The organism is Eubacterium sp. F2 (genome assembly GCF_046244355.1).
GTDB lineage: Bacteria > Bacillota > Clostridia > Peptostreptococcales > Anaerovoracaceae > Aminicella.
Window position 1 is genome coordinate 988,700 of the sequence record NZ_CP176393.1, and the last position, 23,251, is coordinate 1,011,950.

At 51.0% G+C, this 23,251-nt stretch carries 18 protein-coding genes; 14 read left to right on the top strand and 4 right to left on the bottom strand.

Annotated elements, in window-relative coordinates; all coding sequences use genetic code 11:
- The first annotated feature begins 46 nt into the window (after nucleotides 1–46).
- The 13 genes from ACI77B_RS04080 to ACI77B_RS04140 all read left to right on the top strand — a co-directional run bounded on the left by ACI77B_RS04080 (nucleotide 47) and on the right by ACI77B_RS04140 (nucleotide 17,581).
- Nucleotides 47–1,354: a zinc ribbon domain-containing protein gene (locus ACI77B_RS04080; protein WP_409337496.1), complete on the top strand. Its 1,308-nt coding sequence runs from the start codon at nucleotides 47–49 to the stop codon at nucleotides 1,352–1,354.
- A gap of 54 nt (nucleotides 1,355–1,408) precedes the next feature.
- Nucleotides 1,409–4,225 (top strand): UPF0182 family protein, encoded by a 2,817-nt coding sequence (locus ACI77B_RS04085; protein ID WP_409337497.1) that lies wholly within the window; start codon nucleotides 1,409–1,411, stop codon nucleotides 4,223–4,225.
- A gap of 108 nt (nucleotides 4,226–4,333) precedes the next feature.
- Nucleotides 4,334–6,256, top strand: coding sequence for a glutamine synthetase (locus tag ACI77B_RS04090; RefSeq protein WP_409337498.1), 1,923 nt, complete (start codon nucleotides 4,334–4,336; stop codon nucleotides 6,254–6,256).
- Between the two features lie 68 nt (nucleotides 6,257–6,324).
- A complete protein-coding gene (serS, locus tag ACI77B_RS04095) occupies nucleotides 6,325–7,605 on the top strand; it encodes a serine--tRNA ligase (protein WP_409337499.1) in 1,281 nt (426 codons plus the stop codon).
- Between the two features lie 34 nt (nucleotides 7,606–7,639).
- Nucleotides 7,640–9,184, top strand: coding sequence for a cardiolipin synthase (cls, locus tag ACI77B_RS04100; protein WP_409337500.1), 1,545 nt, complete (start codon nucleotides 7,640–7,642; stop codon nucleotides 9,182–9,184).
- Nucleotides 9,185–9,229: 45 nt separating this feature from the next.
- Nucleotides 9,230–10,720, top strand: coding sequence for an aminotransferase class I/II-fold pyridoxal phosphate-dependent enzyme (locus ACI77B_RS04105; protein WP_409337501.1), 1,491 nt, complete (start codon nucleotides 9,230–9,232; stop codon nucleotides 10,718–10,720).
- Between the two features lie 90 nt (nucleotides 10,721–10,810).
- Nucleotides 10,811–12,127: an electron transport complex subunit RsxC gene (gene rsxC, locus ACI77B_RS04110; RefSeq protein WP_409337502.1), complete on the top strand. Its 1,317-nt coding sequence runs from the start codon at nucleotides 10,811–10,813 to the stop codon at nucleotides 12,125–12,127.
- Nucleotides 12,127–13,107 carry an RnfABCDGE type electron transport complex subunit D gene (locus tag ACI77B_RS04115; protein WP_409337503.1) on the top strand — a complete coding sequence of 327 codons (981 nt, stop codon included), beginning with the start codon at nucleotides 12,127–12,129 and terminating at the stop codon, nucleotides 13,105–13,107. Before rsxC ends, ACI77B_RS04115 begins: the two co-directional genes overlap by 1 nt.
- Nucleotides 13,107–13,682 carry an FMN-binding protein gene (locus ACI77B_RS04120; protein ID WP_409337504.1) on the top strand — a complete coding sequence of 192 codons (576 nt, stop codon included), beginning with the start codon at nucleotides 13,107–13,109 and terminating at the stop codon, nucleotides 13,680–13,682. The genes ACI77B_RS04115 and ACI77B_RS04120 overlap by 1 nt, the downstream gene beginning before the upstream one ends.
- Nucleotides 13,682–14,353, top strand: coding sequence for an electron transport complex subunit RsxE (rsxE, locus tag ACI77B_RS04125; protein WP_178263045.1), 672 nt, complete (start codon nucleotides 13,682–13,684; stop codon nucleotides 14,351–14,353). Before ACI77B_RS04120 ends, rsxE begins: the two co-directional genes overlap by 1 nt.
- 4 nt (nucleotides 14,354–14,357) lie before the next feature.
- On the top strand, nucleotides 14,358–14,939 hold the full coding sequence (locus tag ACI77B_RS04130) for an electron transport complex protein RnfA (RefSeq protein ID WP_409337505.1): 582 nt from the start codon (nucleotides 14,358–14,360) through the stop codon (nucleotides 14,937–14,939).
- A 13-nt stretch (nucleotides 14,940–14,952) separates the two neighbouring features.
- A complete protein-coding gene (locus tag ACI77B_RS04135; RefSeq protein ID WP_409337506.1) occupies nucleotides 14,953–15,831 on the top strand; it encodes an RnfABCDGE type electron transport complex subunit B in 879 nt (292 codons plus the stop codon).
- Nucleotides 15,832–15,916: 85 nt separating this feature from the next.
- Complete coding sequence (locus ACI77B_RS04140) at nucleotides 15,917–17,581, top strand: putative manganese-dependent inorganic diphosphatase (protein ID WP_409337507.1); 1,665 nt, start codon at nucleotides 15,917–15,919, stop codon at nucleotides 17,579–17,581.
- Nucleotides 17,582–17,799: 218 nt separating this feature from the next.
- On the opposite strand, the gene ACI77B_RS04145 is transcribed toward ACI77B_RS04140, so the two are convergent.
- The 3 genes from ACI77B_RS04145 to ACI77B_RS04155 all read right to left on the bottom strand — a co-directional run bounded on the left by ACI77B_RS04145 (nucleotide 17,800) and on the right by ACI77B_RS04155 (nucleotide 20,576).
- Complete coding sequence (locus ACI77B_RS04145) at nucleotides 17,800–19,587, bottom strand: M24 family metallopeptidase (protein ID WP_409337508.1); 1,788 nt, start codon at nucleotides 19,585–19,587, stop codon at nucleotides 17,800–17,802.
- A gap of 94 nt (nucleotides 19,588–19,681) precedes the next feature.
- The gene (locus ACI77B_RS04150) at nucleotides 19,682–20,206 is read right to left on the bottom strand and encodes a Gx transporter family protein (protein WP_409337509.1); all 525 of its coding nucleotides are present in this window, start codon (nucleotides 20,204–20,206) and stop codon (nucleotides 19,682–19,684) included.
- A complete protein-coding gene (locus ACI77B_RS04155; protein ID WP_409337510.1) occupies nucleotides 20,190–20,576 on the bottom strand; it encodes a NusG domain II-containing protein in 387 nt (128 codons plus the stop codon). Before ACI77B_RS04155 ends, ACI77B_RS04150 begins: the two co-directional genes overlap by 17 nt.
- 28 nt (nucleotides 20,577–20,604) lie before the next feature.
- On the opposite strand from ACI77B_RS04155, the gene ACI77B_RS04160 reads away from it, so the two are divergent.
- Entirely contained in the window at nucleotides 20,605–21,633 is a 1,029-nt protein-coding gene (locus tag ACI77B_RS04160) for an FAD:protein FMN transferase (RefSeq protein ID WP_409337511.1), read from the top strand.
- 86 nt (nucleotides 21,634–21,719) lie between these two features.
- Here the strand turns inward: ACI77B_RS04160 and ACI77B_RS04165 are convergent, their stop codons facing one another.
- Nucleotides 21,720–23,165: a PLP-dependent aminotransferase family protein gene (locus tag ACI77B_RS04165; RefSeq protein ID WP_409337512.1), complete on the bottom strand. Its 1,446-nt coding sequence runs from the start codon at nucleotides 23,163–23,165 to the stop codon at nucleotides 21,720–21,722.
- Nucleotides 23,166–23,251 lie beyond the last annotated feature (86 nt).

Below are 23,251 nucleotides of genomic sequence, written 5' to 3' on the forward strand. Positions count from 1 at the left end.
AGGGAACAGAAAAGAAAATCAGAAGTCAGGATAATCGGAGGATAGTATGGCAGAACTATATTGCAGAAATTGTGGACAGCCGCTTCGTGACACGGATAACTTCTGTCCGAAGTGTGGAACCCGTGTGGAGCGGGAAGACAAGCAGGAGGCCGCTCCTGCAGCCGGAGAAAAACCGGCACTTCGTCCACAGGAGAAGCAGAGAGAACAGGAAGCCGCGGCTGCTGCAGGGAAGACTGCACCAGAGACCCGTGCGCATGGAACGGACAGCCGCAGAAATGCAGGAGAAGTTTTCGGAGAAGAAGAAATCCGCAAAAATAGAGAAGCCTTCCATATTGACGATTTTGACTGGGGCAATAGTGATTATCCGTCCGGACATCCCCACAAGACAGAAGAAGTCAATTTCAACTGGCATACGTCTCCATCCGCTCCGGGCAGCCGTGCAGAGAAGACGGTGGCAGCTGACCGGAATGTGCCGGCAGAAAAACCTGATCATCCGGACCATGCCAGCGAAGTGCAGGATCCGGCGGCTGTGGGAACGGAGGAAACACAGATGCCTTCCTTCCGGGAAGAAGATGCTGTATCTGAGCGTGCGGAGCGTGATCTTGACGCAATCGATACATTTTACACATACAGCCAGAAGAATGAAGAGTTCCAGCAGGTGCTGAATAAGGAATACGACCGGATCAGAAAAGAGTCTCCTTCCATTCCTGCTTCTGCAGCACCGGAAGACCGTGCCGCAGAAAAGCGGGAGAAGGAAGAGCCGGAAGCATCTCCGGAGGAAACCCTGCATAAACTGGAGGAACTGGCCAAGAAGGCGCAGAGTGTGACCGAAGCTTCTTCACGTGCTGCAGAAGCGGCCAGTGAGATGTACGGTGAAGATTCACCGGAACAGGGAGAAAATAAAGAGAGCGGAGAAGGCCAGTGTCCGGAGGAAGAACTCCGGCAGAAGGCGGCAAAAGTCCAGGATCTCCTGGACCGTCAGGAGAATGACCAGAAGGGTCAGCCGGGCGCAAAAGACCAGAAGGCTGTGGAAGGCGCAGATAAGAAAGAGAAAAATCGTGCGCAGGAGGCATCTTCCGAGCCGGAACGTGCCGGCGGCGCTGCAGAACCGGCTTCTTCCGAAGCGTCGATGAATTACGTATTTAATCCGGAAGAAGAAGCGGCAAAGAAAAAGCAGAAAAAGAAGAAACGCCATATCGGTTTGAAAATCTTCGTTACCATTGTTATTCTGCTGATTATCGTGGAAGCAGCATTCCTGATTCTGAGAAAAGCCGCGCCGGACAGCGCAGTCTGCGTTCAGCTTGAGAAGATCTTTATGAACATCGCAGACATGGTTTACCACCACTTTGGATAAATACTGAAATAAAGCGGCCGGACAGGCCGGTGTATGACTGAGAGGAAGAGAGTTGTGAAAGTCGAGAAGGCAAAAAGAACGAGCGGCGGGGGAAACAAAACTGCGCTTATCCTGCTGATCGTGATCGCAGTGATTGCGGTACTGTCCCTTCTGGTGAACTTCATTACAGACTGGATGTGGTTCTCGGAAATGGGATATGTCAGTGTATTCCTGAAAAAAATTACAACAGAATTGATCATCGGAGTTCCGCTGTTTGCTGTGCTGGTAATTCTGATCGATCTGTATCTGCACAGACTGAAAAAGAACTATTTTAATAAAATTGTATCGAATGAAGTGACCGATGAGAAGCGGCTGAGTGTGTATACCAGAATCGTCGTGGCGATTTTCTCACTCATCATCGCCGCCTACACGGCGACGCATCTGTGGTTCGGCTCACTGCAGTATACCTATGCGACAAAGGTCAAACTGAAAGATCCGGTTTTCCATCTGGATATTTCTTTTTACCTGTTCAAGCTGGACTTTCTGAAACAGCTGAATGACATTCTGATTGTGGTGATTCTGCTGATTATCCTGATGAGCATCATCTATTACGTCATTCTGCTTTCCGTCCACAGTCCGGAAGTTTTTGAGCGTGATTATACGGCAGGACAGCAGCAGAACAGTGGAAATGTATTCTATACATTTGCCAATGGCTTCATGAATGGAGGCCTCGGGCAGCAGCCGAAAAGAATGGACCGGAAAAACCTGTCCGGCCTGGTTTCCGTTGCATCCGGGCAGCTCACCGTTCTCTGCGTCATCTTTTTCCTGATGCTGGGAATTGCCTTTTTCCTGCGTCAGTTTGATCTGCTGCATTCCCATACCGGAGTCGTCTACGGAGCCGGATTTACAGATATCCACATCCGTCTCTGGGTGCTCCGGATTCTGATGGTGCTGTCGCTTATCGGAGCGGCTGCGGCCGTGCATTTTATTCACCGGCATCAGATGCGGAAAGTCCTGCGGGTTCCAGTGATCATGCTGATTGTCGCCCTTGCGGGAACGGGAGTCGCAGCAATCGTGCAGAATCTGGTGGTTTCCCCGGATGAACTGAATAAGGAGACACCATATCTGCAGAGAAATATCAAATACACACAGAATGCTTACGATTTAAAGAATGTGCAGGTGAAGAAGTTTGCCGCGGATGAGAATCTGACTTCCGATGATATCAAGAATAACAGTCAGACCATCTCCAATATCAGAATCAACGACTATGATCCTGTAAAGACCTTCTACAACCAGACACAGAGTATCCGGCAGTACTACACCTTCAATGATGTGGATGTTGACCGGTATAAACTGAATAATAAACTGACGCAGACTTATCTGTCTGTCCGTGAGATTGATGAAAGCAAGATCAGTGACACCTGGCTGAACCGTCATCTGAAATACACACATGGATACGGCTACACGATGTCGCAGGTCAATGCAGTTACTTCAAGCGGACAGCCGGACGTGGTCGTAAAGAATATTCCGCCGGAATCCAAGGTTTCCGGAATTTCAATCAAACAGCCGCGAGTATACTTCGGCGAGATGACGAATGACTATTCTCTGGTAAATACCAAAGAAGACGAGTTCGATTATCCGGATGGAACACGGAACCGCTACACGAAATATAAGGGGACGGCGGGAATCCGTCTGAATCCGTTCGCCAGACTGATGTTCGCTATCAGAGAAAAGAGTCTGAAGCTGCTGGTTTCCACCAATCTGACCAGCAAGTCCAGAATCATCATCTACAGAAACGTAGAAAATCGTGTAAAGAAGATCATGCCGTATCTGAAATATGAGAATGATCCTTACGCGGTAACGGCAAACGGACGTCTGTACTGGATTATCGATGCTTATACGACCAGCACCAATTATCCGTATTCTGAGCCTTACAGCGGAACAACCGGAGCGAGCAACTACATCCGCAACTCCGTCAAGGTCGTTGTGGATGCCTACAATGGAACGGTCAGATTCTACGTCATGGATCAGAACGAGCCGATTGCAAAAACCTACCAGAAGATTTATCCGAAACTCTTCCGGAACTATTCGGAGATGCCGGCAGAGCTGAAGCAGCACATCCGTTACCCGAATGACCTGTTCGAGATTCAGGCGAAAATCTACAGCCGCTACCATATGAGCAATGTCCGGGTATTCTACCAGGATGAGGACCGCTGGTCCGTTGCAGATGAGATTTACGGAACCAAACAGCAGCAGATGACGCCGAATTACTATATTGTCAATCTGCCGGGAGAAAAGGATGCGGAATTTATAAATTCAATTCCGTTTACGCCGAAATCCAAGCAGAACATGACGGCGCTGATGATTGCCAGGAACGATGGAAAGAATTACGGAAAGATTCTTCTCTATGAGTTCCCGAAGAGCAAGACTGTCTACGGACCGATGCAGGTAGAAGCGCAGATAGACCAGAACACCGAGATTTCTCAGGACTTCTCCCTGTGGAGTTCGGCGGGGTCGCAGTACAGCAGAGGAAATCTCTTCGTCATTCCGATCAAGGATTCTCTGCTCTATGTAGAGCCGGTATACCTGGAGGCATCGAATTCAGCCATCCCGGAAGTCAAGCGGGTCATCGTCGTTTACGGCGACAAGATCGCCTATGAGAGCACCCTTGGCGATGCGCTTCAGGAACTGTTTGGCGACAACGGAGGCGCAGATACATCCAAGACCGTGAAGAGCGGCAAAGGAAAGAAGAGCAAGTCGCAGATGGACTACATCCGCGAGGCGCAAAAAGCCTATGACGCTGGCCAGAGCGCTCTGAAGGAAGGCGACTGGGCCGGATACGGCAAGCAGATGGATGCGCTGAAAGAAGCATTGGATCACTTAAAGTCATAACGATGAATTTGGCTGTTCACCCGCGGGGATATTCCCCCGCGGGATGATATAAATCAGCATGGAAAAAATGTAACATACTGCTGTTTTGAGAACATTGGAGGAATACAGATGTTTGCGTTTGATACAGAAAAAATGCTGTTCACGATTACCCCGGATCAGCATACGACAGAAAAGGTCACAGAAATTCTGCAGGCACATCCGGAAGTTGAATACGTGTCCATGGTCGGCATCGATATCGGCGGCCATGATACCGATGAGAAAATCCCGGTGAGTCTGTTCCTGAAGGATATGGATGACATGCTGGAGAACGGAGTGCAGACAGACGGATCCAGTGTTGTCCTGCCTAAGATTGCCAACCTCGGCAACGCGAAGGTCTGCATCATTCCGGATAAATCCGTAAATTGGTATGTTGACTACAACTACCGTAACATCTGCCACAGTGTCGGAGATCTTCCGGTGGGAACGCTGCGGATTCCGTGCTTCCTGATCCACAATGATGATTTCTACTGCGGATCCCGCTCCATCCTGAAGAAAGCAGTCAGCTATTTCAAGCAGCAGGTTATGGAGGAAATCAAGGCGCATCCTTATGTGCTGAACTATATTGACGGGGTAAACAGTCCGGATGACATCGATCACCTGACCATTACCAGCGCTACCGAGCTGGAGTTCTGGGTAAAGACCCCGGACGACAAGGGTGACCGTGAGCAGCTGTTTACCGCTCAGGTACTGAAAGAACAGTACTGGAAGAGAACCTACGGAGATGTCCGTACCGCTCTGGAGGAAACGCTCCGCATCCTGGATCATTACGGATTCAAGATTGAGATGGGCCATAAGGAAGTCGGCGGTGTTAAGGCGCAGATGGGAAATACAGGACATTACGATCATGTCATGGAGCAGCTGGAAATCGACTGGCGCTTCACCGATGCGCTTCAGGCAGCCGACAATGAGAATCAGATTAAATACGTTGTACGTGACATTTTCACCCAGCACGGACTGGATGTAACCTTTATGGCCAAACCGTTTGAAGGCGTTGCCGGAAGCGGAGAGCACACCCATATCGGACTTGCCGCCACCCTGAAGAACGGAAAGACCGTCAGCCTGTTTGCTCCTGCGGACATGAAGAAAGACTTCATGAGCCCGATCGGATTCGGCGCGCTTATGGGAATCCTGAAGAACTACGAGGTCCTCAACCCGTTCATCAGTGCTTCCAACGATGCACTGAATCGTCTGAAGCCTGGATACGAGGCTCCGGTCTGCATCGTCACATCCCTGGGAAAGAGTGTGGAAGAGCCGTCCAGAAACAGAACTGTTCTGGTTGGACTGATCCGCGATGCGAAGAAACCGCTGGCTACACGTTTTGAGCTCCGCGCACCGAACCCGAAGAGTAATACCTACCTGGTTCTGGCAGCCTCTTATCTGGCATGCATTGACGGAATTCATGCGGCTCTCGATCTTGAAAAGACACCGGATGAACTGGAGAAATCTTTGTCGAAATCCTACGGAGAAGAGGACTTCTATCTGGAGAAGAACCGTGAATACAGAAGTGAAGAGGATGTATTCGAGAACTTCACCGAGGAAGAACGCAACCGCCTGTTCGGCAAGGCACCGGCAACGGTATGGCAGAATCTGAAGGCCTTCGATCTGTACCCGGACAAAATGAAGATTTACAAGAATAATGACATCTTCCCGGATCTGATCATCGAGTCCTACCGCGCAGCCATTCTGGCACAGTGGAAGACCGAGCTTCACGACAGGCTGATTCCGTCCGTCATGGAATATGTCCGCGGATGCAAGCGTCTGCATAATTATGACGATTTCACGGACTATGACGTGAAGAACTGGAATGAGATTGATGCGCTCCGTCATGAACTGGCGAAGGACACGATCACCGATAAGGCGCTGCTGTCCAGAACCAAGCAGGCACTGGATGACGGTCTGTATGATGTCGCATCTGACCTGCAGCTGGAGGTCAAGGCAAAGAAGGAAAAACTTACCCAGCTGTATGAGAACTATAAGAAAAACCTTCTGTAGTCTGCGTCACGCGCGGAGTGCGGATTGTTATATAAAGCTGCAGTTAAAGCGGCGGAATGGAGAGAACTATGTTAGATATTAAGAAAATCAGAGAGAACTTTGACGGCGTCAAAGAACGTGTCGAGTTCAGAGGAAAAGGTGATTTCGGCCTGGATCATGTCCGTGAGCTGGATGAGAAGCGCCGTGAAGTCCTGGCAAAGGTTGAAGCAATGAAGAACCACCAGAACACGGTATCCCGTCAGATTCCGGATATGAAGAAGAAGGGTGAAGACACGACAGAAGTACTGGCAGAGATGAAGAAGCTGTCCGGAGACATCAAGGAACTGGACAAGGAAGTTTCTGCTGTTGAAGAAGAACTGAAAAACGCACTGCTGTCCATTCCGAACCTTCCGGACGAGCGTGTTCCGGCAGGCGCTGACGATACAGAAAACGTAGAAATGCGCAAGTTCATGGAGCCGACCAAGTTCGACTTTGAGCCGAAGGCACACTGGGATCTGGGAACAGACCTGGATATCCTCGATTTTGACCGCGGATCCAAACTTTCCGGAGCCAGATTTACGGTATATAAGGATATGGGAGCCAAGCTGGAGCGTGCGCTGATCAACTTCATGCTTGACACACACGAAAAGCAGGGCTACCGTGAAATTATTCCGCCTTTCCTGGTAGGACGTCAGGCAATGATCGGAACCAGCCAGCTGCCGAAGTTTGAGGATGATATGTTCTCTGTTCCGCAGAGAGATTCCTTCCTGATTCCGACTGCAGAGGTTCCTCTGACCAACCTGAGAAGCGGAGAGATCATTCCGGAGGCAGAGCTTCCGCTTTACTACACAGCATACACACCGTGCTTCCGTGCCGAGGCTGGTTCTGCCGGCAGAGACACCCGCGGAATCATCCGTCAGCATCAGTTCAATAAAGTCGAGATGGTCAAGGTAGTAAAGCCTGAGACATCCTGGGACGAGCTGGAAAAGCTGACCGCCAACGCAGAAGAGATTCTGCAGGCTCTGAAGCTGCCTTACCATGTTGTAAGACTGTGCTCTGGAGACCTGGGATTCGGCTCTGCCATGACCTACGACCTGGAAGTATGGATGCCGAGCTACAACCGTTACGTAGAGATTTCTTCCTGCTCCAACATGACGGATTTCCAGGCAAGAAGAATGAACATGCGTTTCAGAAGAGAAGAAGGCGGCAAGCCTGAGTTCGTTCATACACTGAACGGATCCGGACTCGCAGCAGGAAGAACAACAGCGGCAGTTCTGGAGAACTATCAGCAGGCTGACGGCTCTGTTGTCATTCCGGATGTTCTGAGACCTTACCTCGGAGGAAAGGACAGAATCGTTCCAAAGAAATAGTAAAGGTCTCTGATTGATACAGAGAGGTAATATTTTGAAGACATTCCGCAGGATATTCAGTAAAGTATTCAGTCTGATTTTTAACCGGCTGACCATCGTACTGGCGGCGATAGCCGTTCAGCTTACCTACTTTATCATGCTTATCCTGCGGCTTTCTGCATATGCGCACTGGGTCAACATCTCATTCCGTACACTTACCGTCCTGATGATTGCCTATATCATCTGGCAGGACAGAAATCCGGCCTATAAAATCGGCTGGATTGTGTTTATGGCGCTGTTCCCGGAAGTCGGTGCGGTCTTGTTCATCGTTTTTGGCGCAAGAATGCCGAGCCGGGGAATAAGGCGGCGTCTGGCCCGTCAGGAAGCCCTGCATAAGAATGACTTCCTGCAGGTCGAGCCGCTGGATATGCTCGGAGAAAACCGGGAGCGCAGTACGGCCCGCTATGTGGCGGAGCACGGCGCTTACCCGCTGTGGGACCACACGATGAGTAAATATTATCCGGTCGGGGAGAAGCTGTTCGATGATATGGTGGAAGATCTGAAGAAGGCAGAGCACTTCATTTTCATCGAATATTTCATTATCTCCAAAGGAACGCTCTGGGATGAGATATTTCAGATTCTGAAGGAAAAGGCATCGCAGGGTGTGGATATCCGCATCATTTACGATGACGTCGGATCCATGCACAAGCTCCCGCGTCACTTCTCCCGTCAGCTTCAGGATGCAGGCATTCAGGTCATGGACTTTAACACCATGAAGCCAATCGTTTCTCTGGTATACAACAACAGGGACCACCGGAAAATCATGGTAATCGACGGGTATATCGGATACAGCGGCGGCGTCAACATCTCCGATGAATACGCCAACCGCATCGTGCGTTTCGGACACTGGAAAGACACCGGCACAAGGATTGAAGGTGAGGCGGTGTGGAATTATACCGTCATGTTCCTGAACATGTGGCACGCTTTCCGTGGAACGGACGAGGACTACCGCGCATACGGCCCGCACATCTGGCATCCGGGAGAATTCCCGAACGATGGTGAAGTGCAGCCGTTTTCCGACAGTCCGCTGGACGATGAAAACGTCGGCGAGAACGTGTACTTTGAAATGCTGAATCAGGCGCAGGAATATGTTTACATCTTTACACCCTATCTGATTCTGGATAATGAGATGGAAACCGCCCTGAAACTCGCCGCCAAGCGCGGTATCGACGTCCGTCTGGTCATCCCGGGAATCCCGGACAAGCCGCTGGTCTATGCCATGTCACTGTCCTATGTCGGGCCGCTGATCAAGGCCGGCGTAAAAGTCTATAAATACACGCCGGGATTCATCCACGCAAAGAGCTTCCTCTGTGATGGTAAACTGGGTGCTGTAGGCACGATTAACATGGATTACCGCAGCTTTTTCCTTCATTTTGAGAACAGCACGGTCCTGTATCATACCCAGTCCCTCGACACCCTCTACCGCGACTGCATTGACACCTTCCGCAGAAGTGCACTGGTTACAGAGAAAGATCTGAAGAAACACCGCATCGGCGCCATGATCGGCTTCTTCATGCGCATTTTCACCCCGCTGTTCTAGCAGGGACAAAAACAACCCGGGAAACGGAAACGCAAGGAGAAAGAAATGGATATTCCGAAAAACGAACATCTGCAGGACTATCTGCGCCGGCATGCAGAGAGCCGGCCGGTGCGTTTTCATATGCCCGGCCACAAAGGCAGGCGGCTGTACGACCGCTTTGGATACCGGGATTTTCTTCAGGATTTCATTGATGAGGACATCACAGAAATTCCAGGCGCAGATGACCTCTTTCAGCAGACTGGTGTGCTGAAGGATCTGTCGGAGCGTTATCAGAAGCTGTACGGCTGCAGAAAATCATATCCTCTGGTCAACGGCAGCAGCTGCGGGCTGATCGCGGCCATCCTGGCTGCTGTGCCGCGGGGGGCAGGAATCCTGATCGCCCGGAACTGCCATAAGTCCGTGTTTAACGGAGCAGAGCTGGCCGGAGCAGAGCCGGCATACCTGTATCCGGAAATTGAGGAAAGCTTCGGTATAGCCGGAGAAGTCAGCCCCGACGAGGTAAGGAAAGGACTGAAGCAGCATCCGGAGGCGGCGGCTGTCGTCGTTACGAGCCCGAATTATTACGGGATTCAGAGCAATATCCGCGAGATTGCAGAGATCGTGCATGAACACGATAAGGTCCTGATCGTCGACCAGGCACACGGTGCGCATCTGCCCTTCTTTCAGGCACTGAAAGACGATGGAGTGGACGTGGATTTCCGATGTGAAAGCGCGGAAGAGCAGGGAGCCGATCTGGTGATTTCCAGTCTGCATAAGACCATGGCGTCATTCGGTCAGACTGCACTTCTCAATCTGTGCAGTGACCGGGTCTGCCCGGATGATCTTCTGCAGGCGCTGCAGAAAACACAGACCAGCAGTCCGTCTTATCTGCTGATGGCTTCCATGGATATCAATGCAGATATTCTGGAAAAACACGGAGCAGAATGCATTCGTGACTGGAATGAGCAGATCCGCAGATTCTATAAAGAAGCCGGCAGAATCAGAGGTCTGGAAGTCATGCAGGAGCCGATGCAGGATCAGACAAAATTAAACGTCAGCATGCGGCAGCTGGGGCTGAACGGGATGCAGCTGCAGGATGAGCTGATCAGAAGAAAGATCTGGCCGGAACTTGCTTCCGGCGATCTTGTCATGTGTCTGACCGGCCTGGGATCTGTATGGGAAGATGAGGCAGCGCTTCTGGACGCACTGGAAGATATCTCTGACCAGCGGAAAATCACAGCGGCCGAGGGTACAGAGAGCTGTGTATTGAATAAAAAAGACGTAAATACACATAATGTATGCAAAAAAGAACAACACGCCAATTTGTTCCGTTTATCTAAACGGAAGCATGGAAGCCGGCGGATAAAAGTGCCAATACATGAAGCGGAAGGAAAAGTCTGTGCGGCGCCTCTGATCCCGTATCCGCCTGGAATTCCAATGATCTGCACGGGAGAAGTCTATACGGAAAGTGTCATAGATGCGATCGAAAAAATAAAAAAACGCGGAGAAGAAATCCAGGGACTGGATGCTGAAGCACATGTTTTTGTATTTCTTTAGAATGACATTTGAAAGTTTCGGGTGTATACTGTAGGCGTATGGTTATAAAGGAATAATTCTATATATTCAAGAAAGGAAGGTTTCAGAGAGATGAGTTCATATGCAAAGCATTTGCATAGCATTAATGCTGGCCATTATAAGAACACGGCAGCATGTGAAACCGAAGTCATGCCTGTGCCGGACGTGGTAAAGATCCCACTGTCCCAGCACATCGGAAAACCTTGCGATCCCCTGGTAAAGAAGGGCGATGAAGTCAAGGTCGGACAGCTGATCGGTGATACAGATGCATTTGTAAGTGCGCCAATTCACTCCAGCGTCTCCGGAACCGTAACGGGAATCGATAAGTACCGTTCGGCCAATGGAGGCTACGACACACGTGTCGTTATTGAAACAGACAAAAAGCAGACCCCTTGGGAAGGTATCAAAAAGCCGGAAATTACGGACTTCAAGAGCTTTATCAAGGCAGTCAGAGACAGCGGCCTTGCCGGAATGGGAGGAGCTTCCTTCCCGGCACATGTCAAGTTCAATCCTAAGAACCTGGATGAGGTTGACACGCTGATTGTCAATGGTGCAGAGTGCGAGCCGTTTATTACTTCAGACCACAGAACCATGCTGGAGGCACCGCAGGATGTTATCGACGGTGCACTGACCATCATGAAGTACATGGGAATGAAGCAGGGCTTCATCGGCATCGAGGATAACAAGCAGGATGCCATCGCAAAGCTGAATAAGATGCTGAGCGAGCAGAATGTTGCCAACCTGAAGACATTCCCGCTGCAGGCTAAGTACCCTAAGGGAGCTGAGCGAGTACTGATCTATGAAGTTACAGGCAGAAGAGTGGATGCCGGCATGCTTCCTGCAGACGCAGGCGTAGTCGTATCCAACGTTTCTTCCGTAGCGTTCCTGGGACAGTATTTCCGTGATGGAATGCCTCTGATCAAGAGAAGAGTAACGGTTGACGGAAACGCGGTTGCCCAGCCGAAGAATGTCATGACTCTGTTTGGAACATCCATCAGAGATCTGGTGAATTTCTGCGGCGGATATAAGAAACCGCCTAAGAAGATCATCATGGGCGGACCGATGATGGGCCGTTCCACGATTTCCGATGAAGTTTCCATCATTAAGAATAACAACGCAATTCTCTGCTTCGACGCAGAGCAGGCTTATATTCCAGAAGAGACAGCATGTATCAACTGTGGAAGATGCCACGCGGCATGCCCGTTCAACCTGGCCCCGATGAAGTTTGCGGATGCATACAAGCATAAGGACGTAGAAGCTCTGCAGGAGCTGCAGATTATGCAGTGCATGAACTGCGGCAGCTGCTCATTTGTATGTCCTGCACATCGTCCGCTCGCTTTCATGAATAACCTGGCCAAGGGTCTTGTAAAGGAGGCAGGGAAGAAATAATGGAAAATAAAGTACAGCTCGGAACTTTGTCGATGAACTCTTCTCCACATATTGTGACGAAGCTGGACACGGCAAAAACGATGAAATACGTCCTGCTGGCACTGCTGCCGGCATTCTGCGTCAGCATCTATGTATTCGGAGCACGTGTAATCGCTCTGACAGCAGTCTGCGTCATTGCAAGTGTGTTCTTTGAGTGGGCGTATGAAAAACTCATGAAAAAACCGGTTACCATCGCAGACTTTTCTGCATGCGTAACAGGTGTCATCCTGGCATTCAACCTGCCTTCCGGATTCCCGTTCTGGATGGCTGTTATCGGCTGCTTTGTATCCATCGTCATCGTCAAGCAGCTGTTTGGAGGAATCGGAAAGAACTTTGCGAACCCGGCAATCGTCGGACGTATCGTTCTGATGCTCTCCTTCACAACACAGATGACAACATGGCCGGTTCCGCGCGGAGTCGACGGAACAACAGGCGCTACACCGCTGAACCTGATGGAAAACGGCGGACAGCTGGCAAGTCTGAAGGCACTGTTCCTGGGAACAACCGGCGGATGTCTCGGTGAGGTAAGTGCCCTGGCACTGATCATCGGAGGAGTATTCCTGATCGTAAAGAAGATTATCGATCCGATCATTCCTTGCTCCTTCATCGGTACAGTATTTGTATTTGCCCTGATCTACTATGGAGTCAAGGGAAGCGATGCCGGTGCTCTGCACATGGCACTCTATAATATCCTGGCCGGCGGAGTTATGCTCGGTGCGATCTTCTGCGCAACTGACTATGTAACATCCCCGATCATGAATAACGGAAAGCTGATCTTCGGTATTGGATGCGGACTGTTCACGATGCTGATTCGTCTGTTCTGCAACTATCCGGAAGGTGTATCCTTCTCCATCCTGTTCATGAACCTGTTCGTTCCACTGATCGACAGAACAACGATGAAGAGATACTATGCTAGTCTTTATGGAGGTGCGAAGAAGTAATGAAGAGTAATTTCTATAAAGAAAACGTCGCACCTGTCGTGGTACTGGTAGTCATCTGTCTGATCGTATCTGCAGCCCTGGCTGTAACATACGGAAAGGCACATCCGGTTATCGTAAAGAACGCTGCGGCATCTGCGAACCAGTCCAGAGAAGAGCTTCTTCCTAAGGCAAATGGATTCAAGAAGTATAACGGCAAGCTGACAACTCTGGAAGCGAAAAAGGTATACGTTACAGAAGCATATACAGCTACAAACAACTCCGGTGAGGTTATCACCGTTGTAACCAACTCATTCGGCGGTCCTCTGACCATGATGGTTGGTATTGATAATACCGGAGCAATTACGAACGTCAAGGTCACCGATCATTCTGATACACCGGGTGTCGGTACCAAGAACTGGAATTCTAAGACCAATATGGTTGTAAACCCGTATAAGGGTGTCAAGAAGCTGAATTCCACCAACGTAAAAGACGGACAGATCAAGTACATCTCCGGAGCATCTGTAACCGGTGAAGCACTGCATAAGGGTGTTTACTGTGCACTCCAGCAGGCAAAGAGCATGGGAGGTGCTAAGTAATGGAAAAGAAAGGCAGATTACATTATCTGACCGACGGAATCATTAAGGAGAACCCGGTACTGGTGCTGATTCTGGGTACCTGCCCGACACTGGCGACAACATCGTCTGTCATGAATGGTATCGGAATGGGCGTATCCACAACGGCCGTACTGATTCTTTCCAACATGGTAATTTCCGCGATCAGAAACATCGTACCGGATAAAGTAAGAATCCCGTGCTACATTGTAGTCATTTCCGGATTCGTAACTGTAGTACAGCTGCTGATGCAGGCATATACACCGGCACTGTATTCATCACTGGGTCTGTACATCCCGCTGATCGTAGTAAACTGCATCATCCTGGGACGTGCGGAAATGTTCGCAAATAAGCATAACGTATTCGATTCCATGCTCGATGGTATCGGAATGGGTATCGGATTTACATTTACACTGGTCATCATGGGTGCGATCCGTGAACTCTTTGGTTCCGGCACACTGCTCGGATTCCGTGTAATGCCGAAGAGCCTCCCGGGAATGTCCATTTTCACACTGGCATCCGGCGGATTCTTTGTATATGCTATCGTAATGGCAGCAGTAAACTATTTCTCAAAGGATAAGAGCAAGATCCGCAAGGACGTCGGCGATGTTGACCTGTTCCAGGAAGCACAGGATCTGAAGAAGAAGGAGGCATAGTGTCATGATAAAGTCATTAATTGTCATCTTTATCAGTATGATACTGATTAACAACTACCCTCTGGCTCAGTTCCTGGGAATCTGTTCCTTCCTCGGAGTATCCAAGGATCTGGACTCCGCCAAGGGAATGGGTTACGCGGTAATCTTCGTCATGGTTGTAGCAACACTTGCTACATGGCCTCTGCAGCAGCTGCTGAACGCTTTCGGCCTCGGCTATCTGCAGACCGTCGTATTCATCCTGGTAATCGCCTTCCTGGTACAGCTGATCGAAATGTTCATGAAGAAGAGCATGCCGGCACTGTACACGGCTCTGGGTGTTTACCTGCCGCTGATCACCACAAACTGTGCGGTACTCGGTGTTTGTATTTCCAACATCACAGATGGATACAACTTCATCGAGTCCATCGTTGACGCACTGGGCGGCGGCGTTGGATATCTGTTCGCAATGGTACTGATGGCAGGAGTAAGAACAAAGCTGGTCGATGAGGAGAATTTCCCGGAATCCTTCCGCGGAGTACCAATCGTACTGGTTACAGCATCAATCATGTCCCTGGCCTTCATGGGCTTCAGCGGCATGTTCTCATAAGGAGGCAGACTAGATGAGTATAGCAATTCCTATTATTCTGGTCGTTGCAATCGGATTCGTAGCTTCGATCTGCCTGACCTATGCGTCCCGTGTATTTGCAGTCGAAGTCGATGAGACAGCGGTAAAAATCCGTGAAGAACTTCCGGGCGCAAACTGCGGCGGATGCGGATACGCAGGATGCGACGACTATGCAAACGCTCTGGCAGCTGACCATTCCGTCCCTTGTAATAAGTGTGCAGTCGGCGGAGCTGCAGTAGCGGACAAACTGGCGCAGATTCTGGGCGTCAGCGCAGGAGAGGGTGACCGTCAGGTTGCTGTCGTAATGTGCAACGGAACATCAGAAGCATCTAAGAAAGTTATGGAATATAAGGGCATCAAGACCTGCAAGGCAGCAAAGTCTATTTTCGGCGGCATTAACCAGTGCCCGTTCGGATGCCTGGGATTCGGCGACTGCGAGTCCGCATGTCAGTTCGATTCCATCCATGTAAGAGACGGCGTTGCATGGGTTAACCGTGACACATGCACGAGCTGCGGCGCCTGCGTCAAGGCATGCCCGAACGGTCTGATCAGACTTGCACCGGAGAAGAACGTCGTGTTTGTCCGCTGCCATAACACACAGAAGGCAAAGGATGCGATGCAGGCATGCAAGAACGCCTGCATTGGCTGCAAGAAGTGCGAGAGCGTCTGCAAATTTGACGCGGTTCACGTAAACAACAACCTGTCTTACATTGATCCTGACAAGTGCAAGAACTGCGGAATGTGTGAGAAGGTATGCCCGACCGGAAACATCATTAATATGAGACTGGTCAAGAACGCGGCAAAGAAGAAAGCTGCTGCGGCTGCGCCGGTTCCAAAGAAAGCAGAAGCTGAAGGCACACAGCCAAACGCTTAGTTCATTCAGGGAACAGGAGAAACATCAGCTTCTTCTGTTCCTTTTTTTCGTTACTGCCTTTTAGATGAATACAGGTGAGGAAAAAGTGGATATCAAAGTAGATAACAAAATCAAAGTAATCGGCCACAAGAATCCGGATACGGATTCCATCTGCTCCGTACTTGCGTACACCAATCTGAAAAACAAGCTTGGCGGCGGAGAGTATGAAGCATGCAGGGCAGGAGAAGTCAGCGCAGAGACCCAGTATGTTCTGGACCGTTTCAAGGTTGAGGCGCCTGCGCCATGCTATAACGTCAGCAGCAAGGTGGAAGATCTGGATGTTGCCGAGGCTCCTGGAATCCCGCCGATGGCAAGCCTGCGTGAGGCCTGGAATGCAATGCGTGACTCCGGACTCAGTACACAGCCGGTTACAGACGATGAGGGAAAACTGGTAGGAGTCGTCACACTGAACGACCTGTCCAAGGGAAACATGGATGCCCTTGACGCGTATGTTTTGTCCAGAGAAAAGACTCCGGTAAAGAATATCGCTGCTGTTCTGGAAGGTGAGATTGTCACAGGAAACGCTGACGAGATCCTGACCAGGGGCAAGGTCCTGGTCGGCGCCGGCACTCCGGAAGCGTTTGAGAATAACCTGCTTGAAGGCGACATTGTCATGGTAGCAAACCGCGTTGACGCGCAGGTTGCGGCTCTGAATATGGGCGTAAAGGTTCTGATCGTCTGCCTGGGTGCAGAGGTTTCCAAGTCTGTTGCTGAACTGGGCGAGGCGAAGAACTGTGTCATCATCAAGACGAAGTTCGACACTTACGCTGCTGCACGCCTGATCATCCAGGCTGTACCGGTTAAGAATCTGATGACACCGGCTGATAAAGTCCGCTCATTCACTCCTGACACACCGGTAACGGAAGTAAAGGAGACCATGGATGCGACCCGCCACATTCACTTCCCGGTTCTCGATGAGAACGGAAAGTACATCGGCCTGATCAGCCGCAGAAATCTTGAGGTCAAAAACTGCGATAAGCTGATTCTGGTTGACCATCAGGAAACGACACAGTGTGTCGACGGCATTGAGGATGCGAAGATCATGGAGGTTGTTGACCACCATAAGATCGGCGACATCCAGACGAATGACCCGATTTACTTCCGCTGCGAGCCAGTCGGATGCTCGGCAACAATCGTAACGTCTCTCTATGAAGAGAAGGGCGTCGAGATCGATCCGACCACAGCAGGACTGCTGCTCAGTGCACTGCTGTCCGATACCCTGCTCTTCCGTTCCCCGACATGCACAGACCGCGATGTAGAGACCGGAAAGAAACTGGCAGAGATCGCCGGTGTTGATCCTGAGGAACTGGCTGAGCATATGTTTGAGGCCGGTGAGAATCTGGAAGGAAAGACGGCAGAAGACATCTGCTATCAGGACTTCAAACTGTTCGAGCACGGCAGCGTGCGTTTTGGCGTCGGCCAGGCAAGCTTCATGAGCGAGGCAAACATGAAGAAGGCAGAGGACATGCTGCTGGAGTACCTCCCGAAGACACTGGAGAAGGACGGCACGTCCATGGTATTCTTCATGCTGACCAGCGTAAAGGACCAGAGCAGCCGTATGCTCTATGCCGGAGCTGATGCTGAGAAGACCCTGGAAGCAGGATTCGATGCCAAGGCATCTGACGACAGCGAGCCGGGAATCCTTCTGCCGGGCGTAGTCAGCAGAAAGAAACAGCTGATCCCGAACATCCTGGGCGTACTGGATAAATAGGAGACGCGCAAGGGAAATCCTGTCATCCCGCGTCCGTATGCATAAATAAATGTCAAAAAAAGAACAGGACCGTTTCTGTCCGCGATGAAACATCATCCGGAGAAGCGGTCCTGTTTTTCTATGCGATCAAAATTCTGCAGAATCCAATCTGATGCCGGTCAGAGGAATCCATCCGGCCGGCATCGTGCGGATCTGTCCGCATGCCCATGCGGTGCTCCCTACAGCGGTGTCGTCATAACCTGCAGGAACTTCCGGTCTTCTTTATGAAGGTGCGGGAGCAGAGCCTCCTCTACACGCCGGTGGTAGGCGTTGATCCAGTTGATCTCATCTTCTGTGAGAAGGCTGCTGTCAATGGCATCGCGCTCGTACGGGCAGAGAGTGAGCGTCTCAAAGTACCGGTCTCCCGCATTTTCTGCGCAGCAGAGCAGTTCGTTTTCAATGCGGACGCCGAACTTTCCTTCCAGATAGACGCCCGGTTCATCAGACTGAATCATGCCGCTGACCAGAGGGCATTCCACTTTCGGGTCGATGATGTTCGGACCTTCATGAACGGAAAGGACATGGCCGATTCCGTGGCTGATGCCGTGATTGAAATTCAGGCCGGTGTCAGTCAGCGGCTTTCTCGCGAGTTTGTCCAGCGCGCAGCTGGAAGCATCCGGACCCAGGTGTGCTGTGGCCAGAGCGATATGGGATTTCAGAACCCGGGTGTACACTTCCTTCATTTCATCCGTCAGAGGACCCAGCGCGATGGTGCGGGTGATGTCCGTCGTACCGGTGGTGTACTGGCCGCCGCTGTCGACCAGAAGGAAGCCTTCCGGCTTAAGTTCAGCATCCGATTCTGCAGTCGGGAAGTAGTGGATCAGTGCGGCATCCGGGCCGTAGGCGGAAACCGTCGGGAAGCTCAGATCAAAGCACCCCGGCTGCTCCAGGCGTCGGCGTTTCAGATATTCTGCAGCATCCATCTCCGTAATCGTGTGCTTTGAAACGGTGGTTTTCAGCCAGTGGATGAACTCCACCATAGCACAGCCGTCATACACCATGGTTTCGCGGGTGGATGCGATTTCCACATCATTCTTTATCGCTTTCATCATCTGTGCAGGCGTCGGCTCATCGATAATGACATGGCGTTCCGCCGCAGCCTGGTAAACGGCCGCGCTGACCGTGTCAGAATCCATCCAGATTGTATGATCCGGCGGCAGTGTGCGGAGGACATTCTCGATTTCGTTGTAGTCACGGATGGTCAGAAACCCCAGATTCTCCTGCGGCTCATCGGAGTCCTCTGCTGCATCGTTGATTTCTGCGCCCGGCAGAAGGAAAAGCTGCGCCAGCTGATCCGGATTGGAGCTGATGAGCAGATAGGAATAGAAAACCGGCGTGCAGGCGATGTCCGTTCCGCGCAGGTTCGTCGTCCAGGCCGTTTCCGTCAGATCGGACAGAAGCATCCAGTCTGCACCGGATTCAACCATTTCACGCATCAGCCGGTTCTTTTTCCGGGATGCAGGAATTCCTGAGGAGGAAGGCGGCAAAACATAAAGCGCAGAGGGGTTAAGGGGCGGACGGTTCGTCCAGATGCTGCTGATCAGGTCGACATGCTCTTTCAGGGTGACGCCCATCGGAGAGAGCTGCTGCTCCCAGACATTGGCAATTTTGGCGCTGACCACGCGTCCGTCAAAGGCCAGGACCATGCGGCGGCGTTTCTTTACCAGCTGCATCAGAAGACCCAGCACGGTCGGGACGCCTTTCACGCCAATCTTCATCAGGGTAATTCCGCTTCCCTCCAGCTGTTTTTCAGCCTGCAGGAAGAATCGTCCATCGGTCCAGAGCCATGCATTTTCTCTGGACACAAGCAGCCAGGCAGATTCTCCGGTGAATCCGCTGAGGAATTCAATGGCTTTGAAATGCGCATGGGGAAATTCCGAGTTGTGCGGATCCGTCGGCGGAATAAAGTAAAAATCAATGTTCTTTTCCTTCATTTCTTGTTGAAGTGCAGTAATTTCATCTTTCATTATTGTGATCTCCATATATGTATAGTTTTTTGTTTTTATATGCGGCCGCAGGCAGGGAATTTCCTTGCCTTTTCAGCCTTTGTCCTGCTGAAAATCAGTGCAGGAGGCTGCGCGGAATACGGCGGTCGATGATGTATGCGACGATGCCGATGCCGATTCCGGAGGCGATTCCGGTGAAGACCAGAATCGGGAAGTAGAGGAACATCTTGATGTTCGAAACCACGAAACTGGCGACGAGCAGCTGTCCAAAATTGTGGGACACACCGCCTGCCATGCTGACGCCGATCATGGAAAATTTCCCGGTTTTCTTCAGCAGAACCATGATCAGGAGGCTGATCATTCCGCCGGCCAGCGAGTAGAGCATGGCCATGACGCCGGTGAAGAGCAGGCCTGCCAGGAAGATGCGGATCAGGTTGATGAAGAAGGCATAGCGGGCATCCAGCTCGTAGAGGGCGATGATGATGATCAGATTGGCCAGGCCGAGTTTTACGCCCGGAACGCCGACATTGATCGGCAGGATCGCCTCGATGTAGGAAAAAATGAGTGCGAGGGCGGAGAACATCGCGGATGCGGTCAGCCGCTGGGTGCGCCTTGTGTGCTGATTAGTGCGCGACGGCATCGTATCCTCCTCCTTCCTTGCTGCTGCCTTTTCCGACAATTTCCAGACTCACGCGGTTCGGAAGGCAGACGATGCTTTCGTTGGCGCGGGAAATCGGCTTATGGTGTACGCAGATCTGGTTCTTGCAGCTGGCTTCCAGCATTTGCGCGGTACCATTCTTTATGATAAACTTATTCGTATGTCCGTTCTGACGTATGGTAACGGTGCGGTTTACAGTCAGACTGTATTTTCCGTACAGTTTTCCGTTCACCTTGGCTTCGACATATTTTCCGGTGACATTGCCCCGGACGGAGAGCCAGGAGAACAGAAATCCGACCGCCAGAAGGGCAATCAGAAGCAGAATATCTGCTTTTTTTATGACTTTGAACATATCAAAACTCCAGAAAGGGATATATTCTATGAAAAAACTGATCACAGTCATTCTGACGATTGTCATGACTGCATGCATCATTATACCACAAACCGCCTGTGCGCCGCAGAAATCAAAGTCGGATTCTGTCCCGTCTCACACAAAGGAAAGCTACTATTTTGATACGATCTGCAAGATTACCATCTACAGCATGTCAAAAAACAAGGCAGACGACATTATCGCGAAGGCCTTCAAACGCTGCAGTCAGTATGAGAATATCCTGAGCAAGACCAAGAAAGGCTCGGATATCTGGAAGATCAACCACGCGGGTGGGCAGCCGGTTCAGGTGCATCCAATCACGGCGCAGATTATCAATGAAGGAATCAAGTACGGGGATGAGACGAACGGACTGTTCGACATCACCATCGGAAAGGCAGAGGATCTCTATAACTGGCATGCGGAAAAGCATAAGCTTCCTACGGACGCGCAGCTGAAACATGCGGTAAAATACGTTGGATATAAGCAGATTCATGTCAGCGGGAACACCGTAACCATGGGCACGACTGAGGGAGAAATTGACCTGGGAGGAATCGCGAAGGGCTGGATTGCTGACCATATCGGTGATTATCTGCAGGAGCTGGGCGTAAAGAGCGCGATTATCAGCCTGGGCGGAAATATCGTCTGCGTGGGAAACAAGGCCGGAAAGCCTTTCCAGATCGGCATTGAAAAGCCGTTTTCCGAGATGAGTGAAATCGTCGGAAGCACGACGGCAAGCAATAAGACGATTGTAACGTCAGGAATTTATGAACGCTATTTCCGCAAGAACGGAAAGCTCTATCATCACATTCTGGAGCCGACAACGGGACGCCCTGCGAATACCGACATCAGCGGCGTGACCATTATGGCCGAGGACGGACATTCCGTCGACTGCGATGCCATGGCAACCACCTGCCTGCTGATGGGCCGGAAGAAGGCTTTGAATTTTATCGAGAAGAAGAAAGGCTATGAATGCCTGATCATCACCCGCAGCGGGAAAATTTACAAGACGAGCGGATTTAAGTTTAAGAAGGAATCTTAAGCTGCCGGGCAGTATCCTTCTGAAAATGCATGAAACAGAATACAGGACGCAGAGCCTCTGACCGGGCCCTGCGTTTTTTCTTGTCCTCAGTTATTTTCTGTGACGGGAAATTCCTTTAGAATCTGCCGCCAGCTTCCTGTCATATCCTTTACTGCATCGGAAATCTCTTCCAGCGGAATCTGGTTATAATAGAAGAGAAGGCCGCATTTTCCCGGAGCGGATTCTGACGGAAGCGGCAGGATTTTCAGGCGGAGGGCTTCGGCAGCACCGCAGAGCCAGCGGGAAATTTCCGGCGCTGCCTGGTCTGGAACGGTTTCCGGAAGACGGACGACCAGCGGAATGTGGATGCCGGAACTCCGGTTCAGGGTGGTCAGGAAATCAGGAGCGCTGTGCTCCAGTGCGCGCAGAGCGGTTTTCAGTTTCTGCGCGTAGAGGGTGCGGAGCTTTTTCAGATGGATGCCGTAGTAGCCGCGTTCCATGTAGAGGGCCAGGGTCAGCTGTTCCGTCTTGGAACTGGTCTGGTCGTACTGGGATTTTATGCTCTGGAAAATTTCTGCAAGGGGCTCCGGCAGGACCATGTAGCTCATACGGATTGCGGCAAACAGGGTGGAGGAGAAGGAGCCCAGGTAGACGACGGGAGAGCCGGTCCGCAGCCCCTGCAGGGAAGGAATCGGTTTTCCGAAGTAACGCAGTTCGCTGTCGTAGTCGTCTTCCATGATCAGGCTGTGATTCCGCTCCGCCCAGTCCAGAAGCTGATAGCGCCGTCCGACCGGCATGACGCTTCCGGTCGGAAACTGATTGGAAGGATTGACATAGACGGCGGAAGAGACGTTCTCCGGCAGCTGCTCGATGATGATTCCATCCTTTCTGACGGGAATTGGCATAACGGAGTATCCGTTATCCCGGAAAATTTTCTGCACCGGCTGATATCCCGGATCTTCCGTGGCGATCAGATGGACATTCATTTCATTCAGAATCCGTACCAGGTGGCTGGTCAGCTGCTGTGTGCCCGCGCTGATGACAATCTGCTGAGGAGTACAGTTTACCCCGCGAGCATTGTAGACATAGCGGGAAATTTCTTCCCGGAGCGCCGGCTCTCCCTGGGGATCAGCTTCAGAGAGAAGCAGAGACGGGTATTCATTCAGAACCTTTGACATACATTTTTTCCACTTTGCATAATTGAAACTGGATAAGTCATAGCGGTATTTCGGCTCCCGGGTGATGGATTTCTGAAAGGATTCCCGGTGAGCCTCTGCGGACGGGCGGATCTGCGGTGCCGCGCTGCGCAGATCTTCCGCGTAGTATCCGGACTGGGGGCGGCTGGCCGCGTATCCTTCTACAACCAGCTGGTTATAGGCGGCCTGCACCGTGGTGATGCTGACGGAAAGCTGCAGGGAGAGAACGCGCAGCGAAGGCAGTTTTTCTCCCGGCTGTATCCGCCCGTCTTCAATCGCCGCCTGGAACCAGTGAAACAACTGTGTATACATTGGGTCCTTGGAATTGTGGTCAAGAACCAAAGATAATAGGTTCATTTTCCTTCCTCTCTTTAACTGTATGTGTAAAAATAAATAAATTTGCCTATTTCTATAATAACACTTCGGTGCTATCATAGTCTACA

What these genes read in the sequence shown, in the direction of transcription:
- ACI77B_RS04115 (WP_409337503.1), top strand. Translation starts at nt 12,127, where the DNA reads ATGGAAAATAAAGTACAGCTCGGAACTTTGTCGATGAACTCTTCTCCA.
- ACI77B_RS04120 (WP_409337504.1), top strand. Translation starts at nt 13,107, where the DNA reads ATGAAGAGTAATTTCTATAAAGAAAACGTCGCACCTGTCGTGGTACTG.
- ACI77B_RS04135 (WP_409337506.1), top strand. Translation starts at nt 14,953, where the DNA reads ATGAGTATAGCAATTCCTATTATTCTGGTCGTTGCAATCGGATTCGTA.
- ACI77B_RS04150 (WP_409337509.1), bottom strand. Translation starts at nt 20,206, where the DNA reads ATGCCGTCGCGCACTAATCAGCACACAAGGCGCACCCAGCGGCTGACC.
- ACI77B_RS04105 (WP_409337501.1), top strand. Translation starts at nt 9,230, where the DNA reads ATGGATATTCCGAAAAACGAACATCTGCAGGACTATCTGCGCCGGCAT.
- ACI77B_RS04090 (WP_409337498.1), top strand. Translation starts at nt 4,334, where the DNA reads ATGTTTGCGTTTGATACAGAAAAAATGCTGTTCACGATTACCCCGGAT.
- ACI77B_RS04160 (WP_409337511.1), top strand. Translation starts at nt 20,605, where the DNA reads ATGAAAAAACTGATCACAGTCATTCTGACGATTGTCATGACTGCATGC.
- rsxC (WP_409337502.1), top strand. Translation starts at nt 10,811, where the DNA reads ATGAGTTCATATGCAAAGCATTTGCATAGCATTAATGCTGGCCATTAT.
- ACI77B_RS04130 (WP_409337505.1), top strand. Translation starts at nt 14,358, where the DNA reads ATGATAAAGTCATTAATTGTCATCTTTATCAGTATGATACTGATTAAC.
- serS (WP_409337499.1), top strand. Translation starts at nt 6,325, where the DNA reads ATGTTAGATATTAAGAAAATCAGAGAGAACTTTGACGGCGTCAAAGAA.
- ACI77B_RS04080 (WP_409337496.1), top strand. Translation starts at nt 47, where the DNA reads ATGGCAGAACTATATTGCAGAAATTGTGGACAGCCGCTTCGTGACACG.
- ACI77B_RS04155 (WP_409337510.1), bottom strand. Translation starts at nt 20,576, where the DNA reads ATGTTCAAAGTCATAAAAAAAGCAGATATTCTGCTTCTGATTGCCCTT.
- rsxE (WP_178263045.1), top strand. Translation starts at nt 13,682, where the DNA reads ATGGAAAAGAAAGGCAGATTACATTATCTGACCGACGGAATCATTAAG.
- ACI77B_RS04165 (WP_409337512.1), bottom strand. Translation starts at nt 23,165, where the DNA reads ATGAACCTATTATCTTTGGTTCTTGACCACAATTCCAAGGACCCAATG.
- ACI77B_RS04145 (WP_409337508.1), bottom strand. Translation starts at nt 19,587, where the DNA reads ATGAAAGATGAAATTACTGCACTTCAACAAGAAATGAAGGAAAAGAAC.